This window comes from Thalassobaculum sp., from assembly GCF_040219215.1.
GTDB lineage: Bacteria > Pseudomonadota > Alphaproteobacteria > Thalassobaculales > Thalassobaculaceae > Thalassobaculum_A.
In genome coordinates, this window is sequence record NZ_JAVJSX010000001.1 from 52,938 (window position 1) to 68,209 (window position 15,272).

General features: G+C 66.5%; 16 protein-coding genes. 12 read left to right on the top strand and 4 right to left on the bottom strand.

From position 1 onward, the window contains the following. The first annotated feature begins 87 nt into the window (after nt 1-87). The 7 genes from RIC54_RS00295 to RIC54_RS00325 all read left to right on the top strand — a co-directional run bounded on the left by RIC54_RS00295 (nt 88) and on the right by RIC54_RS00325 (nt 7,102). The gene (locus RIC54_RS00295) at nt 88-1,452 is read left to right on the top strand and encodes an MmgE/PrpD family protein (protein ID WP_350097951.1); all 1,365 of its coding nucleotides are present in this window, start codon (nt 88-90) and stop codon (nt 1,450-1,452) included. Beyond that, nucleotides 1,449-2,243 carry a hypothetical protein gene (locus RIC54_RS00300; protein ID WP_350097949.1) on the top strand — a complete coding sequence of 265 codons (795 nt, stop codon included), beginning with the start codon at nt 1,449-1,451 and terminating at the stop codon, nt 2,241-2,243. Before RIC54_RS00295 ends, RIC54_RS00300 begins: the two co-directional genes overlap by 4 nt. A gap of 76 nt (nt 2,244-2,319) precedes the next feature. Then, on the top strand, nt 2,320-3,210 hold the full coding sequence (locus RIC54_RS00305) for an alpha/beta fold hydrolase (RefSeq protein WP_350097947.1): 891 nt from the start codon (nt 2,320-2,322) through the stop codon (nt 3,208-3,210). Between the two features lies 1 nt (nt 3,211). Continuing rightward, complete coding sequence (locus tag RIC54_RS00310) at nt 3,212-3,988, top strand: SDR family NAD(P)-dependent oxidoreductase (RefSeq protein ID WP_350097945.1); 777 nt, start codon at nt 3,212-3,214, stop codon at nt 3,986-3,988. Between the two features lie 74 nt (nt 3,989-4,062). After that, entirely contained in the window at nt 4,063-4,725 is a 663-nt protein-coding gene (locus tag RIC54_RS00315; RefSeq protein WP_350097943.1) for a glutathione S-transferase family protein, read from the top strand. A gap of 13 nt (nt 4,726-4,738) precedes the next feature. Then, nucleotides 4,739-5,245 carry an L-2-amino-thiazoline-4-carboxylic acid hydrolase gene (locus tag RIC54_RS00320; protein ID WP_350097941.1) on the top strand — a complete coding sequence of 169 codons (507 nt, stop codon included), beginning with the start codon at nt 4,739-4,741 and terminating at the stop codon, nt 5,243-5,245. Between the two features lie 60 nt (nt 5,246-5,305). Next, nucleotides 5,306-7,102: an SLC13 family permease gene (locus tag RIC54_RS00325; protein WP_350097939.1), complete on the top strand. Its 1,797-nt coding sequence runs from the start codon at nt 5,306-5,308 to the stop codon at nt 7,100-7,102. On the opposite strand, the gene RIC54_RS00330 is transcribed toward RIC54_RS00325, so the two are convergent. Both RIC54_RS00330 and RIC54_RS00335 read right to left on the bottom strand, forming a co-directional pair. After that, nucleotides 7,068-7,850 (bottom strand): N-acetylmuramoyl-L-alanine amidase, encoded by a 783-nt coding sequence (locus RIC54_RS00330; protein ID WP_350150394.1) that lies wholly within the window; start codon nt 7,848-7,850, stop codon nt 7,068-7,070. The genes RIC54_RS00325 and RIC54_RS00330 overlap by 35 nt on opposite strands. Next, nucleotides 7,847-8,986, bottom strand: coding sequence for an alpha-D-ribose 1-methylphosphonate 5-triphosphate diphosphatase (locus RIC54_RS00335; RefSeq protein WP_350097935.1), 1,140 nt, complete (start codon nt 8,984-8,986; stop codon nt 7,847-7,849). Before RIC54_RS00335 ends, RIC54_RS00330 begins: the two co-directional genes overlap by 4 nt. Nucleotides 8,987-9,192: 206 nt before the next feature. Between RIC54_RS00335 and rpmF the strand changes: the two genes are divergently transcribed. The 5 genes from rpmF (at nt 9,193) to RIC54_RS00360 (ending at nt 13,349) form a co-directional block, all read left to right on the top strand. Further along, nucleotides 9,193-9,378 carry a 50S ribosomal protein L32 gene (gene rpmF, locus RIC54_RS00340; RefSeq protein WP_350097933.1) on the top strand — a complete coding sequence of 62 codons (186 nt, stop codon included), beginning with the start codon at nt 9,193-9,195 and terminating at the stop codon, nt 9,376-9,378. 98 nt (nt 9,379-9,476) lie between these two features. Next, complete coding sequence (locus RIC54_RS00345; RefSeq protein WP_350097931.1) at nt 9,477-10,208, top strand: MBL fold metallo-hydrolase; 732 nt, start codon at nt 9,477-9,479, stop codon at nt 10,206-10,208. Next, a complete protein-coding gene (locus RIC54_RS00350) occupies nt 10,205-11,305 on the top strand; it encodes a D-alanine--D-alanine ligase family protein (protein ID WP_350097929.1) in 1,101 nt (366 codons plus the stop codon). The genes RIC54_RS00345 and RIC54_RS00350 overlap by 4 nt, the downstream gene beginning before the upstream one ends. A gap of 86 nt (nt 11,306-11,391) precedes the next feature. Then, nucleotides 11,392-12,285, top strand: coding sequence for an isocitrate lyase/PEP mutase family protein (locus RIC54_RS00355; RefSeq protein WP_350097927.1), 894 nt, complete (start codon nt 11,392-11,394; stop codon nt 12,283-12,285). A 170-nt stretch (nt 12,286-12,455) separates the two neighbouring features. After that, entirely contained in the window at nt 12,456-13,349 is an 894-nt protein-coding gene (locus tag RIC54_RS00360; RefSeq protein ID WP_350097925.1) for a YihY/virulence factor BrkB family protein, read from the top strand. 12 nt (nt 13,350-13,361) lie between these two features. Here the strand turns inward: RIC54_RS00360 and RIC54_RS00365 are convergent, their stop codons facing one another. After that, entirely contained in the window at nt 13,362-14,501 is a 1,140-nt protein-coding gene (locus RIC54_RS00365) for an Ldh family oxidoreductase (RefSeq protein WP_350150396.1), read from the bottom strand. Further along, the gene (locus tag RIC54_RS00370) at nt 14,498-15,265 is read right to left on the bottom strand and encodes an HpcH/HpaI aldolase family protein (protein WP_350097921.1); all 768 of its coding nucleotides are present in this window, start codon (nt 15,263-15,265) and stop codon (nt 14,498-14,500) included. Before RIC54_RS00370 ends, RIC54_RS00365 begins: the two co-directional genes overlap by 4 nt. Nucleotides 15,266-15,272 lie beyond the last annotated feature (7 nt).

Here is a 15,272-nt window from a genome sequence, read left to right on the forward strand (position 1 = left end):
GTGGCGGACGGATGACAGCATTCATGAGCGATGAGATCACGATCCCGGCCGACGCGCGGCGCGGGCTGCGAACAGGCGGAGAGGTCCATGGCTGACGCGATCGAGCGCTTCGCCGATCACGTGCTCGGCACGCGGTTCGAGGATCTGCCGGCCGCAGCGATCCGCGCCGCCAAGGTCTTCATCCTGGACAGCCTCGGGGTCGGCCTTGCCGGTACACGGGCGCCATATGTCCGGGAGACGATCGCCGCGTTCCAGGGCGCGGTGCCCGGCGCGGGTGCGCGGGTTTGGGGCACCGGTGAGCCGCTGCCGCCACCGGCCGCCGCAGCGGTCATCGGCTATCTGATCCACAACTCCGAGTACGACTGCGTCCACGAGCAGGCGGTGCTGCACCCGATGGCGGTGCCGTTTGCGGCGCTGATGGCCGAGGCCGAGGCGCGCGGTGGCATCGACGGCAAGTCTCTGTTGCGTGCGGTGGTGCTGGGCGTCAACGTCGCCTGCCACATCGGCTGCTCAGTGCGCAACGGGCTGCGGTTCTTCCGGCCGGCGACCGGAGGCGGGTTCGGCGCGGTGGCGGCCCTCGGTGCCGCGTTCGGTCTCGACCGGGAGCGGCTGCTGGACGCGTTCGGCATCTACTACGCCCAGACTGGCGGTACCATGCAGGCACACGTCGAGGGCTCGCCGCTGCTGGCCATGCAGGCAGGCTTCAACGCCCGTAACGCGGTGGTGGCGGTTCGGATGGCCGAAGCCGGCATTCCCGGCCTGCGCGGCACGCTGGAAGGTCCGTTCGGCTACCTGAACCTGATGGAAGGCGACTACGACGCCGACGCGCTGACCGCCGGCATTGGTCGCATCTGGCGGATCACCGAGGTCGCGCACAAGCCATTCCCGAGCGGTCGGGCAACCCACGGCATCCTGGACGCGCTGCGTGAGCTGCGGGCCGAACATGGGTTCGCGGCTGGCGAGGTGGCGTCGGTAGCCGCAGCGGTGCCGCCGCTGACCCACCGGCTGATCGGCCGGCCGCCGAAGAATGCGATGACACCGAACTATGCCCGGCTGTGCGGTTCCTACGCTGCCGCACGATTGCTGGTGACCGGCGATCTTGGCGTTGGTGATTTTACGCCCGAGGCGTTGGGCGATGCGGCTACCCTGGAACTGGCGCAACGGATCACCATCACCGCCGACGGCAACCCCGACCCGAACGCGCTGACGCCGGTTACCGTGATGGTGACTCGACACTCCGACGCAGATCTGTCGAAGACCCTGTCGGTGATCTACGGCAACCCGGCCAAGCCGATGAGCCATGACGCCCACCTCGCCAAGTTCCGCGGCAATCTCGCTTTTGCGCACGGCCCCGTGCCCGCCGGCAACGCCGATACCCTGATCGCGCTGGTCGATGACCTGGAGAGCCTCGACGACGCCCGGCGGCTGGTCGATCTGATGGTGGCGGGTTGAGCGTCTCGCTGGTTGTTGTCTCGATCCTGTGGAAGGCGCTGGCGACGGCCGCGGTGATCGTTGCCGCCGGGCGGCTGGCGCAGCGCGTCGGTCCGGTGCTGACCAGCGTGCTGATCACCCTGCCGGTGAACGCCGGTCCGGGATTCTTTTTCATCGCGCTGGAGCAGGAGGCACCGTTCATTCACGCTGGCGCTCTGACGGCTTTCGCGGTGACCGGAGCGGTCCTGTTGTTCTGCACCGCCTGGGTGCACGCCGCCCGGTTCGGCGGGTTCCTGGTGTCGTTGGCCGCCGGATTGGCCGCCTGGACGGCATGGGCCCTGGCGACCGAGGCGTTGCCGGCAACCCTGCCTTTCGCATTCGCCGCCGCCGGTGCAGGAGCGGTGCTCGCCTGGCTGTTGCGTCGTCGCGGCATCGGTCGCCCCACCAGCGCTGCGGCACCGGCCGGTTGGAGCTTCGTGATGGTGCGCGGCGCCGTAGCGGGGCTCGCGGTGGCCAGCGTGGCGACGGCCAGCCCGTGGCTGGGTCCGGTGTGGTCGGGCTTCCTGCTGGCCTTCCCGACCACTCTGATCGCGTCGGCCTGGATGCTCTATGGTCACTATGGTCGGGAATTCACGGCCGCGACCCTTAACGCAGCGCAGCCGTCGCTCGTCGTATACGCCAGCTTCTGCCTGGCATTGCATTTCCTGGCTGGCCCGCTGCCGGCGCTGACCGCGGTGATCGTGGCGTTCATCGGCGCGGCGGTGTTTGCCGCGTCCCTTGCATTGGTTCTGTCGCGCCGACGGCGCGCGTGATTGCCGACCGACCATTGCCCTGGCGTCCGCGGGGGTGTTCCATTAACCGTTGATCGATCCTGGGAGGATCCGCCCGATGCCACACGTCACCACCGACGACGGCGTGAAGCTGTATTTCGAGGAGGTCGGCGAAGGCACGCCGATCGTGTTTGTCCACGAGTACGCGGGCGATTACCGCTCGTGGGAGCCGCAGATGCGGCATTTCGGGCGGCGCTACCGTTGTGTCAGCTATAACGCCCGGGGGTACCCGCCGTCGGATGTTCCTCAGAGCCATGAGGCCTACAGCCAGGACCGCGCGACCGACGATATCCGATCGGTGCTCGACGGGCTCGGCATCGACGCCGCCCATGTTGTAGGCCTGTCGATGGGTGGGTTCGCGACCTTGCATTTCGGGTTCCGCTACCCGGACCGCGCGCTGTCGTTGACGGTCGCCGGATGTGGCTACGGTGCGGACGCCGACAAGCGCGAGCAGTTCCGCAAAGAGACCGAGGCGACGTCCGCACGGATTGCCGCCGAGACCATGGCGGTGGTCGGCAAGTCCTACGCCATCGGGCCGACCCGCGTGCAGTTCCAGGCCAAGGATCCGCGCGGCTGGAAGGAGTTTGAGACCCAGTTGTGCGAACATTCCACGCTGGGCTCGGCTAACACCATGCGCGGCGTCCAGGCGCGCCGGCCGTCGCTGTACGATCTGGTTGACCGGATGCGTGCGTTGACGGTGCCGACCCTGATCGTGAACGGCGACGAGGACGAACCGTGCCTTGATGTCGGCAACTTCATGAAGCGCAATATTCCGTCGGCCGCGCTGTCGGTCCTGCCGAAAACCGGACACACCATGAACCTTGAGGAACCGGCGCTGTTCAATGCGGTTCTGGAGGACTTCATGCACACCGTCGAGAGCGGTCGGTGGACCCTGCGCGACCCCCGGTCGCAGACCGCCAACATCCTGAGCCAAGACGAGGAGAACTGACATGTCCGATGCCGGTGCCGGCCGCCTGGTGGACAAGGCGGCGATTGTGACGGGTGCCGCCCGAGGCATCGGCAAGGCCATCGTGGAGGCGTTCGTGGCGGAAGGGGCGGCCGTGTGGTGCGCCGACCTGCACGGCGCCGAGGTCGAGGCGCTGGCCGCGCAACTCCGCGACGCTGGCGGCAAGGCGGAGGGCGGCTACTGCGACGTGCGTTCCACCGACTCCGTCCTGGACGCGGTGGATGCCGCAGTCGAGGCGTTCGGCGGTCTGGACATCCTGGTCGCCAACGCGGCGACCCTGACCCCGCCGGCCACCGTGGAGGACCTGGGCGAGGCCGACTGGATCCAGGCGCTGGCGGTTAACCTCACGGGGGTATTCCACCTCTGCAAGCACGGCATCCCGCATCTGAAACGGGCCGGCGGAGGGTCGATCATTCTGACCGCATCGCAGATGGCGCGGGTCGGTACACCCGGCAGTGCGGCCTACTGCACCACCAAGGGCGGGCTGGTCCAACTGGCCAAGGTGATGGCGCTGGACCATGCGGCGGACGGAATCCGGGTGAATACGCTGTCGCCCGGCGGCACCGCGACCGATCGGCTGTTCTCGCGCTACGGCAGCCCCGAGCGGGCGGAGAGCGAGTGGGGAAAAACCATGCACCCGCTCGGCCGTCTGGGTCGGCCGGAGGAGATGGCGCGCGGCGCGGTGTTCCTGGCCTGCGAGGACAGCAGCTTCATGACCGGCGCCGACCTGCTGCTCGACGGTGGTTACAGCGCCCGGTAATGGCGTTGTCGCGCGTTAATGTTCCCTGTATGTTCCTATCGAGATCCTGATTGGTCCCGCGATGGAGCAGACACATGAAGTTGTACTCCGCACCGCTCAGCCTGTTCGCGCGAAAGGTCGAAATCGCGTTGGCCGAGAAGGGGCTGCCGTTCGAGCGTGAACTGGTGCCATTCTCGCAGGCCGAGGGGTACTCGCCGAAGCACCCGGCCGTCGAAGCCGCCAATCCCAAGAAGCAGGTGCCGGTCCTGGTCGACGGAGACCTCACGCTTTTCGATTCCACTGTCATCTTCGAATATCTGGAGGATGCCTATCCCGAACCTCCGCTGATGCCCCGTGACCCGAAGGCACGGGCGCGGTGCCGTCTGATGGAACTGACCGCCGACGAGATCCTGCTGCGGCCGCTCGTCAAACTGATGTACCGCACCGAACCGGTGCATCCCGACCTGGAACGGCGCGAGCAGCAGGCGCTGGAAGGCGAGCAGGCCGAGCGGGAACTGCTTGACCTTTACCGGATGGTCGCATCCAAGCACGAGGGACCCTATCTCTGTGGGGTATTCACGACCGCGGACATCGCGATGTTCATGAGCGTGCTGTACGCGCTGCGGCTCGGCGGACCGAGATTGACGTCTGTGCCGTCCTTGCAGGCGTGGCACGATGCGGTTGGCAGCCGGCCCGCTGTGGCTGCTGTTGCCGCGGAGGTGGCGGAGGCGGACCGACGGTTGTCCCGAAAGGCGTGAAACGGAGAACACGATGAGCGAGCGCGGCGAACAGCTTCCGATCCTGCAGCAACGGCGGATCGAGGCCCAGGTGATCAAGCCGATCTACGACGAGATGGTGTCGCGGTTCGGCGTCGAGGCGGCGCAGGCCGTGCTCGGGTCGGCGATCGAGAAGGCGGCGATCGCGCAGGGCAAGTCGTTCGCCGAGGCGGCCGACGGACATCTGGGCATCGAGGGTTTTGCTGCCATCCAGAAGCACTGGACAGCCGGTGGCGCGCTGGAGATCGAGGAGGTCGGACGCTCGGCGGAGACTCTCGACTTCAACGTGACGCGCTGCCGCTACTCGGAGATGTACCGGGCGATGGGACTTGGCGATATAGGGCACCTGCTGTCGTGCAACCGTGATGGCACGTTCTGCCAGGGCTTCGACCCGCGGATCACCCTGGAGCGTACCCAGACCATCATGGGCGGGGCCAGCTATTGCGACTTCCGCTACAAAATTGACGGGGAGGCCGGCAAGCCGGAACCCGCGGCGTCATAGGAGCGTTGGGCGACGATCCCGGGCTGCGCCGGGTGTACTTGAGCAGCGAGACGAAACGACATGGACCGTGCGGTCATCGACGTCGCCATCGTCTTTGTGCTGGTGGTGATCGTCTTCTTCGGTTTCGTTCGGGAGCGTATGAAACCGGACATCGTCGCGTTGAGCGCCGTCGCCGTGCTGTTGGCGACCGGGGTTCTCGCGACGCACGAGGTCCTAGGGGTTTTCGGCAATCCGGCATTGGCGACGATCGCGTCGATGTTCGTGCTGAGTGCCGCACTGGAACGGACCGGGGTGATCGACGTCCTCGGCCGGGTGATGATGAAGGCAGCCGGGGCGTCGGCAATCGCGGCGTTGGCCGTCTTGATGATCGGGGTCATGGTGCTGTCGGCGTTCGTCAACAACACGCCGGTCGTGGTGATCCTGGCCCCGGTGGTCATCGCGCTCGCCCAGACCATCGGCACTTCGCCGTCCAAACTTCTGATACCGCTGTCCTATGCCAGCATCTTCGGCGGCACGACGACCCTGATCGGCACATCGACCAACCTGCTGGTTGACGGGGTTGCGCAGCGTGTCGGATTGGCACCGTTCGGTATGTTCGAGATCACGGCGGCCGGAGTGGTGATGGCTGTGGTCGGGACGGCCTACATGCTGCTGATCGGACAGCGATTGCTGCCGACCCGGGACAGCCTTGCGGCCATGCTTCCGAAGTCCTCGGACCGGCATTTTTTCGCCGAGGTGCTGGTGCCGTTCGGCTCGCCGCTGGTCGACCGGCCACTGCGTTCGGCGGGTTTCACCGAGCAGCGTGGCCTGCGGGTGATCGACGTGCTGCGGGCCGATCGTTCGTACCGCTATGACCTCGACGATCTTGTGCTGGCCGCCGGCGATCGCGTCGTCATTCGCAGTGGAATGGGCGACATGCTGGGCTTGCGCGAAGCCGGCGATGTGGAATTCGGAGGGCTGGATGGCCATGCCATCGAACCGATTGCCACCCACGAGACGGTGCTGATGGAGGGGGTGGTCGGCCCTGGATCGCACGCGTTGGGGCTGCGTCTGGTCGATCTGGACCTGCAACGGCTCTACGGCGCCTATGTCCTGGCGATTCATCGTCATGGCGAGCACGTGGAGGAGAATTTCGACCAGATCCGGCTGCGGATCGGCGATACGGTGCTGATCGAGGGACCGCCGGCCAGCATGGCGCGGATGTTCGAGCGGCGCGAGTTCGTGAACCTGACGCAACCGACAGAGCGTCCGTTTCGCCGCGGCAAGGCGCCGATCGCGCTGGCGGCGGTGCTGTGCGTGGTGGTGCTGGCGGCGCTGGAAGTGCTGCCGATCGCGGCACTCGCCCTGATAGCGGCTGCAGCCGTGGTCGGCCTCGGCTGTCTGGACTCCGACGACGCCTATAACGCGGTGCACTGGGACATCCTGATGCTGATCCTCGGCATGCTGGTGCTGGGTCGCGCCATGGACAAGACCGGTGCCGGGCAGTTGATCGTCGAGTCGGTTGCCATGCTGGCTGCCGGACTTGGACCGCTCGCCGTGCTGGCCGGGGTCTATCTCCTGACGTCGGTTCTGACCGAGATCATGAGCAACAACGCGGTCGCCGTGTTGCTGACCCCGCTCGCGGCCGGGCTGGCGCACCAGTTGGGGGTCGATCCGAGGCCGTTCGTGGTGGCGGTCATGTTTGCCGCCAGCGCCAGCTTCGCCACGCCGATCGGTTACCAGACCAACACCTTCGTCTACAGCGCCGGCGGATACCGGTTCGTCGACTTCCTGAGGGTCGGCATTCCGTTGAACCTGATCCTGTGGGTGACGGCGGTGCTGATCATCCCGCTGTTCTGGCCGTTGACCGGGAACTGACCGGGCAGGGCAGGGTCGCGCCGCCGGCGATTGTTCTGGCAACCGCGGCGGCGGTTGATGGATCGGACAGACGCTGTTCATCCGCCGGGTTCTTGATCACCCCGACTTCGATCAGGACGATCGGCGCTTCGGCGGTGCGCAGGATCTTCAGGAAATCGCCTGCATATATGCCGCGCCTCGGATCCAGCAGGCGACGGTTCTCGCCTTCGATGGGTTCGGCATGATGCAGGCTCGGTCGCTCACCGGCGGCGATCAGGCCATCGGCGATGGACCGGGCGGCGGCCAGACTATCGCCGGCAACCGGTGTTTCGGCGGGCACGAACAGCGAGAAGCCGCTGGCAGCGTCGGTGTAGGAGCGTTCGACGCCATCGACCAGGTGGAGCTTTAGATAGCGCTCCTGTACCGAGTCGTGGTGCACCGAGAGGACAAGCCCATGCGCAGTGTTGCGCGTGATTGACCGGATCTCGCCGACCCGACGGTCCAGGCGCGGATCGGGTTCCGTGATTTCGACAGTATGGGCAGGCTGGCCGTGATCCTGCAGCGCCTGTGCGAGCAACGCAGCAAACCGGCGATTGAACGAATACTCGGTGGCGCCAGACGCGGCGGTCGCGCCGGGCGCAGCTTCGGTATGGCCGACGTCGATCACGACCGTTGGGGTGGGGCAGTCCGTCGGCGTTTGGCTTGGGACGGAGCATGCCGCCAGCCCAAGCAGCGCCAGCACCGGGATGTGCGGAGCGAAGCCCGTCACGCCACCCGCTCGCCAGCGACCCAGACACCGCGTACCACCGGTCGGCCGTCGACTACCCGCACCCGGATCAGGTCGGCGCGCAGGCCGACCGCAAGGCGCCCTCGGTCATCGAGGTGGGCGGCCGCCGCGGGGATCGACGTAACCGTGGCGACCGCGCGAGGCAGATCCCACCCATCGACCGCCTCGGCAAGCGTGAAGGCGGCGTGCAGCATGCTGGCCGGCACATAGTCCGAGGAAACGATGTCCAGCAATCCGGCCTCCGCCAGCTCGCGCGCGGTAATGTTGCCGTAAGAGGACTTGCCGCGAACCAGGTTGGGGCCGCCCATCATGACCGCAATACCGCGCTCCCGACAGGCGCGCGCCGCTTCGACGGTCGTCGGAAACTCGGCGATCGTGCAGCCGATATCCGCGGACTCCACGACATGGTCGACCGTCTGGTCGTCATGGCTGGCAAGGCTGAGCCCGCGGTCACGCGCCCAGGCGGCTACTGCTCGGCGATGGCGTGGTCCGAGTTCGCGGGACGCGTTGGTCAGTCGCTCGAGATCGGCGTTCGCCTGGTCCCGGGTCATCCCGTCGATCTCGCAGCGCAGCTTGAACCAGACCTGGACGTCGGCAGTCTGCCGTTGCCCGGGAGCGTGGTCCATGACGGAGATCAATCCGATCATGGGGTCGTCGTCGAAGGTTGCGAGCTGGTCCAACACGGTCGGGCCGATGACCTCGCAGCGCAGATGGATGCGGTGGTCGACGCGCAGCATTCCGGCTGCCTTGGCACCGGTGATGCCGTCGACCAGCGGCCGCACATGCTTGGCGCGCATCTCGCCCTTGTCGGTGAGCCCAAGGCACAGCGAATCGAACACGGTGGTCACGCCGGAGACAGCGACCTCTCCGTCGTGGTTCACCGCCGCGGCGATCGGGTCCCAGTAGACCTGCGGCCGCGGTTGGTAATGGTCTTCCAGATTGTCGGTATGCAGGTCGACGAGGCCCGGCATCAGGTAGTCCCCGTCCAGGTCCACGGCGCCGTTCGGCGCTGCCGGCGTGCTGTCGATGGCGACAATCCGGCCATCCCGCACCTCCAGAGTTCCGGGGACGATCTGGTCGCTCAGGAGCAGGCGGGCATTCTGAAATACGGCGTTCATGATAGACAACGACTGGGTGGCGGAAGCGCGGGAGTGTGCCACGTCTGTACGGGAAACTCGTGTCGATCGTGTGACACCCGGCCGGCGCCTGACTTTACCCGATCCGCCGTGCGCTTCGACCCTTGCATCCACCGGCGCGAATCCGTATAACGCGCCCTCCGTTGCGGGTGCGCCTGCGACGCAGTGTTTCTTGTGGAGTGCGAACGATGGCCGTTCCGAAGCGGAAAACCACCCCGTCCAAGCGGGGAATGCGCCGGGCGCACGACAGTATCCGTCCCGACGCCTATGTCGAGAATCCGGATACCGGCGAATTGCACCGGCCGCACCACATCGACCTGAAGACCGGCATGTATCGTGGCCGTCAGGTCCTGAAGGTCAAAGAGAAGATCTAAGCGTCGTTCGCGACGTCTGGATGGTTTGCGAACCCCCACGCCCCTGGCGCGGGGGTTTTGCTTTTGTCACCATCGTTTCCTCAGCTTGAGGTCATGCGATGCGGGCGCGCGACGACGGGGCAATCAGGATCGAGCACCATGGCGACGGGCTGTGGCGGATCGAGGAATTGTTCGCCCATCCGTACTGCCGTGGCGCAATCTGGGTGATCGATGGTACCGAGCGTCGGCTCGTGCTGGACGCCGGATGGGGCCTGGTTCCGCTGGATCAGGCCGTGCCCGAGTTGTTCGACCGACCGGTCGTCGCTGTCGCCAGTCACACGCATTTCGACCATATCGGCGGCTTGCAGCAGTTTGCCGATCGGCTGGTCCACCCGTTGGAGGCGTCGATCCTGGCCGATCCGTCGCCGGAAGCGGTGCAGAGCGTGCCGTTCCTGTACGATTACGACGCACTCGTCTTCGATCCGGTTCCCGGCGGTTTCGACGTCGACGCGTGGCGCTTGCCGCCGATGCCGGCGACCGCAACGGTCGAGGAGGGGGACGCCATCGAGCTTGGTGATCGAACACTGACGGTGCTGCACACGCCCGGCCATTCGCCCGGGCATGTATGCCTCTTCGAGGAAGCGACCGGCTTCCTGTTCGCCGCGGACGCGATCTACGACGGCGAGATGTACGACACCATCCCGGGCGCTTCGATCCCGGACCTGCTGGCCACCCACCAGCGGCTGCTCGATCTGCCGGTGTCGCGGGTGCTTCCGGGCCATTTCGAGGTCTTTGACGGACAGCGGCTGCATGAACTGATCGAATCCTATCGGCGGGGGAAATTGGCATGACGCGGCGCATGCTGATCCTGGCCGAGCGGGAGGCGGGGTGCGCGGCGCGCCTTCGGGCTGCGGGGTTCGATCCCGATACGGCAAGCGAAATCGCCGCGTATCTCAGCCAGGCGACCGATCTGGTCGCGTTCGAAGCCCCGATCCGCGGCGCGTTGGCGGCTGTCGGCGTGTCCGTCCGGTTCGCCGATCCCACAGTGCCGGCCGATTGGATCGACTGGCTGCGCGAACGGCCGGCCGACACCCTGGTCTGGCCGGTAACCGACGGCATCCGGTACTATCGAGGCAGCGGCGGCTCGGCGGTCGCCCGGCTGTTCGGCGCCCGCAGCTTCGGCGCGTTGCCACACATCCAGAACCTGGCACAGGACAAGGCGAAGTGCGGTGCGGTTGCGGCGTCGCTTGGCGTTACCGTGCCGCGAACCGGGTTGATGCGGGACGGACGCTGGCTGTCGCTGCCTTTGGACAGCCCGGGGCCCTGGTTCGTGAAGCCCAACACACTCGGTGCCAAGCTGGGGGTCTGGACCGATTCGCGAGTGGCTTCCGTCGAGCAGGCGACGGTACTGTCCGGCCGGATCCACGCGCGCTACCGCGATGACGCCGTCATTCAGGCATTCGTTCCAGGCTTCGACGTGCGGGTGTCGTACATGGCGGTCGACGCCGATCCCGATCTTTTGCGCCTTGGCGTCTACCGACTTGAGACCGGCGGCCGAGGCGAGGCGGCCGGCGCATTCATGACGATGGCCGACAACATCACTCTGTCCGGCACGGCCGACACGGACGGTGCCGCATCGGCGTCGCGGGGCGGGACGGCGGCGTTCGTTCCGCGGATGATCGACCTTGCCGAGGAGAACGCAGGCCTTGCGGTCGAGATCGCCGCGATGGCACGCCGCGTCGCAGTGGGAGTTGGCCTGCGGGACGTGTTCTCACTCGACTTCCGCGTGGGCACGGACGGATCTCCGTACCTGTTGGAGTTCGAGGTCTGTCCGGCCGTTACGATTTACGATTTCCGGCGGTATCTTGCGGACCATTGGGGATGCGACCTGCCGGAGGCGTTGGCCCGGTCGGTCGGCCGGGCGTTCGAGCGGCCTGCGGAACTTTGAGTGATGTCGGTGGTGCATTCCGCCGACTGTAGGCGCTAGTCTCTGGGCGGCAGTCAGCCTGCAGTACCGCATCGAGGAGACAACCCATGACCACGCACGCACCGATGTTGCGCGCCCTGCTGACCAGGCCCGGCATCGCGGTGGTGCCGAGTTGCTTCGACGCGATGTCAGCCCGTCTGATCGAGCGCGCCGGCTTCGATGTTGCGTTCATGAGCGGGTTCGCGGTGTCGGCGACGCAACTGGTGTTGCCGGACGCCGGGCTGATCTCCTACGAGGAAATGGTCGCGCAGGGGCGGCGAATCTGCGACGCCGTCCACATCCCGGTGATCGGGGACGCCGACACGGGCTTCGGCAACCCGGTGAACGTAAAGCGTACCGTCCGCGGCTATCATCGCGCCGGTTTCGCCTGCGCAATGATCGAAGATCAGGTCTATCCCAAGCGCTGCGGCTACGCCCACGGCTTGGCGGTGGTCGACCGGGAAGAGGCCACCACGCGCTTGCGTGCGGCACTGGACGCGCGCGCCGAGATCCAGGCGGCGGGCGGCGATATCCTGGTCATCGGCCGGACCGACAGCCGGGGGCCCGAAGGGTTTGAGGAGGCTCTGTGGCGTGCCGAAGCGTTTGCCGACCTGGGTGCCGACATCGTTTACTTCGAGGGACCGCAGTCAGAGGCCGAGATGGCCGAACTGAACCGCCGGGTCGCGGTGCCGACCATGTTGGCGCAGGTCGAAAAGCCGGATCGGGCGTTGCTGTCTCCCAAGCAGGCCGAGGCGCTGGGGTACGACTTGGCGCTGTTCGGGCTGACTCTGTTGAACGCCTCTCTGCGGGCCATGCACGATGCGCTGGCGCTGATGGCGGGCGGTAACCATCCTGGCAGCGACCGGCTGATGCCGTTCGACCAGTTGTACGAGACCGTCGGCTTTGACGGGTACTACGCCGAGGAGCGGCGCTACGGGCCGGCCGACGGTTCCAACAACTGAGGGCCTCCCGGAACCTCGACTTATCACAATGCGTTGTCTTTCCTGAGCCGGTCTGTCTCCAAGGCCGTTCCGGAAGGTATCCCCACCCGACGATGACAGAGTCCGACAGCAACCACCTGGGAAAGCGCGCGACGGCACCGCGTCGGATTCCGCTTCGCGGGTGGTGGGGGGTGTCCAAGCGGGTCGCGGAACAGGTTTCCAGCGACGATGTGCCCGTCGTGGCTGCCGGTGTGGCGTTCTTTGGCTTCCTGTCGATCTTTCCCGCCATTGCGGCGTTCGTGATCCTGTACGGTCTGATCGCCGATCCGGGCATGGTGATGCCGCAGTTGGAGCCAATCAGAGACCTGGTTCCAGGCGAGGTATTTGACCTGCTGGCCGCGCAGTTGACGCAGGTCAGCGGGACGACCGACACCACGCTCGGCCTGGGCCTCATCTTCACCCTCGCGTTGGCGGTTTGGAGCAGCGCAAAGGGCGCCAACGCACTGCTGAGCGCGATGGACATCGCCTACAACGAAACCCACCGTCGCGGCTGGATCCGGCCGCGGATCACGGCCCTGGCCTTCACCTTGGCCGGCCTCGTGTTTGCGATGCTGGCAATTGGACTGCTGGCAGCGGTTCCGGCGGCCGTGGCGCTGCTGGCCGTTCGGGACACTGTATCCAACGTGTTGCTGGGAGCCCGCTGGGTGCTGCTGGCCGGCATCGTGCTGGTGGCGCTCGGGCTGCTGTACCGCTACGGGCCGAACCGCCGCAGCGCCCGGGCCGTCTGGATCACACCGGGCTCGATCCTGGCAACCGTGCTGTGGCTGGCTGCATCCTGGGGGTTCGGGCGGTATGTTGCCAATGTCGGGACATACAATGAGACGTTCGGCGCGCTCGGCGCGGTCGTGGTTCTGCTGATGTGGCTCTACATCTCCGCGTACATCGTCTGCATTGGCGCCGAGCTGAACGCGGAGCTCGAACTGCACACCAGCGCCGATACCACGACCGGCCGATGGCGTCCGAAGGGAAGCCGCGGCGCGTATGTCGCGGATCACACGACCCCGGTGCCGGGGTCGCGTGACTGAGCGTTCAACCCATCAGACCGGCCCGCCGACCGCCGCCTCGATATCGGCCTCGCCTATCCCGAGCTTGCGGGCGGTGTTCAGGATGTCGTCCCAGGCCTCGACCGCCAGCGGCAGGCCTTTGGCGGTGCGCTCGGCCAGCGTCGCGCGCTCCTTCTCTCCGGGAACCAGAACCTCGCCGCCCGGGGTGGTTGGGGTCGCCGATTTCACGAAGTCGACGTAGCTCTTAACCTCGGCCGCGAACGCGTTCTCGGTGTCGAAAGCGGCGGCATCGACGTAGAAAGAGAACATGCCGTTGCAGAACCGGCGGCGTTTCGGCTCGCCGATAGCACCGGCGGTCCCGCTGCCGCCCAGGGCACCGGCCATCATTTCCATCAGGAAATTCATGCCCGACCCCTTGTGATCACCGAACGCCCGCAAGGCGCCTGGACCGTTGTTGGCATCGGGATAGCCGTTCGGCGGAACCGTGCCGTAGAGCGGGCTGGGATCGGCGGTCAGGTTGCCGTCGCCATCGACCAACGAGCCGTGCGGCAGCGGCTTGCCACCCTTCAACGCAACCAGGGCCTTTCCTTCGGCGACCAGCGACGTCGCGAAATCCAGGATGATCGGCTCGCCACCGGCGACCGGTATGCCGGCGCAGAACGGTGAGGTGCCCATCCGGCGGCTGAGGGATCCGTAGGGCGCGACCAGCAGAGAGCCGCGGACGTTAACCATATGGATCGAGACGATGTTCTGTGCGGCCGCCCGTTCCGCCCAATCGCCGATCCGGCCGAGGTGGCCGGAGTTGCGCAGAGCCGTAACGGCTACGCCGCGCTTCTTGGCACGCGCGATGCCGATGTCGACCGTCTGCTCGCCGATCGACTGGCCGAAGCCGTAGCGACCGTCGACGATGGCGAAACTCGGCTGGTCGAGCAGCAACGTGACCGTCTGGTTCGGAACCTGAACCCCATCGCCGATCCACTGGACGTAGCGGGGGATGCGGATCACGCCGTGGCTGTCGTGGCCACGCAGGTTGGCGCCTGTCAGGCGCCGGGCAATCCGGTCCGCTTCCTCGGGTGAGCACCCGGCCTTGGCGAAGATCGCCCGGCCGAGTGCTTCCATGCCGGCGGAGGGAACCAGCGCCTGGCTCCCCTCGCGTTTGACGCCGTTTGTCATCGCTTGGCCTCAAGGTCGCGATAGGTCTTCACGTCGCCCGACGCCGCGTTCAGGAACATCCGGACGTCGGAGGCGAGGGTGACGAAATCGAAGCCCTTTTCCACCATCTTGCGCGAATAGGCCGCCGTCAGACAGTGAATGCCGGCCTTCAGACCGGCCTTCTTCACGGCGGCCAGGATCTTGTCGATGTTGGCGACAACCTCCGGATCGGTCGGATCCATGCCCGGGCTCTTGAGCATGGACACCGCCAGGTCGCTCGGCCCGACATACACACCGGTCAAACCAGGGGTGGCGCAGATCGCATCGACGTTGCCGACCGCCTCGACCGTCTCGATCATCGCAAGCGCAATGATCGATTTGTTCGCGGTCGGGAAGTAGTCGGGATAGATCAGCCCGGCGCGGGTCGGGCCGGTCGAGCGGTAGCCGTCAGGGTAGTAGCGGCAGGCGCCGACGAAGTTCTTGGCGTCTTCGGCGGTGTTGATCATCGGGCAGATGATCCCCATGGCGCCGGCGTCCAGCAGCTTCATGATGATGCCCGGCTCGTTCCACGGCACCCGGGCGAGCGCTGCCGGACCCCGGCCTTCGACCGCCTGGAACAGGCTGAGCGCGGTCTGATAGTCGACGAGGCCGTGCTGCAGGTCGACGGTCAGGCTGTCGAAATCCTGCAGGGCCATGAATTCGGCGGTGACGGTTGACGGGATCGAGAGCCAACCGTTCAGTGCGCCCTTGCCCTCGGCCCATGCCCGGTGCAGTCGGCTGTCCATGAGCGTT

Coding starts and splice junctions, on each gene's coding strand:
- RIC54_RS00345 (WP_350097931.1), top strand. CDS start 9,477: ATGCGGGCGCGCGACGACGGGGCAATCAGGATCGAGCACCATGGCGAC.
- RIC54_RS00325 (WP_350097939.1), top strand. CDS start 5,306: ATGGACCGTGCGGTCATCGACGTCGCCATCGTCTTTGTGCTGGTGGTG.
- RIC54_RS00295 (WP_350097951.1), top strand. CDS start 88: ATGGCTGACGCGATCGAGCGCTTCGCCGATCACGTGCTCGGCACGCGG.
- RIC54_RS00335 (WP_350097935.1), bottom strand. CDS start 8,986: ATGAACGCCGTATTTCAGAATGCCCGCCTGCTCCTGAGCGACCAGATC.
- RIC54_RS00350 (WP_350097929.1), top strand. CDS start 10,205: ATGACGCGGCGCATGCTGATCCTGGCCGAGCGGGAGGCGGGGTGCGCG.
- RIC54_RS00365 (WP_350150396.1), bottom strand. CDS start 14,501: ATGACAAACGGCGTCAAACGCGAGGGGAGCCAGGCGCTGGTTCCCTCC.
- RIC54_RS00370 (WP_350097921.1), bottom strand. CDS start 15,265: ATGGACAGCCGACTGCACCGGGCATGGGCCGAGGGCAAGGGCGCACTG.
- RIC54_RS00305 (WP_350097947.1), top strand. CDS start 2,320: ATGCCACACGTCACCACCGACGACGGCGTGAAGCTGTATTTCGAGGAG.
- RIC54_RS00315 (WP_350097943.1), top strand. CDS start 4,063: ATGAAGTTGTACTCCGCACCGCTCAGCCTGTTCGCGCGAAAGGTCGAA.
- RIC54_RS00320 (WP_350097941.1), top strand. CDS start 4,739: ATGAGCGAGCGCGGCGAACAGCTTCCGATCCTGCAGCAACGGCGGATC.
- rpmF (WP_350097933.1), top strand. CDS start 9,193: ATGGCCGTTCCGAAGCGGAAAACCACCCCGTCCAAGCGGGGAATGCGC.
- RIC54_RS00355 (WP_350097927.1), top strand. CDS start 11,392: ATGACCACGCACGCACCGATGTTGCGCGCCCTGCTGACCAGGCCCGGC.
- RIC54_RS00310 (WP_350097945.1), top strand. CDS start 3,212: ATGTCCGATGCCGGTGCCGGCCGCCTGGTGGACAAGGCGGCGATTGTG.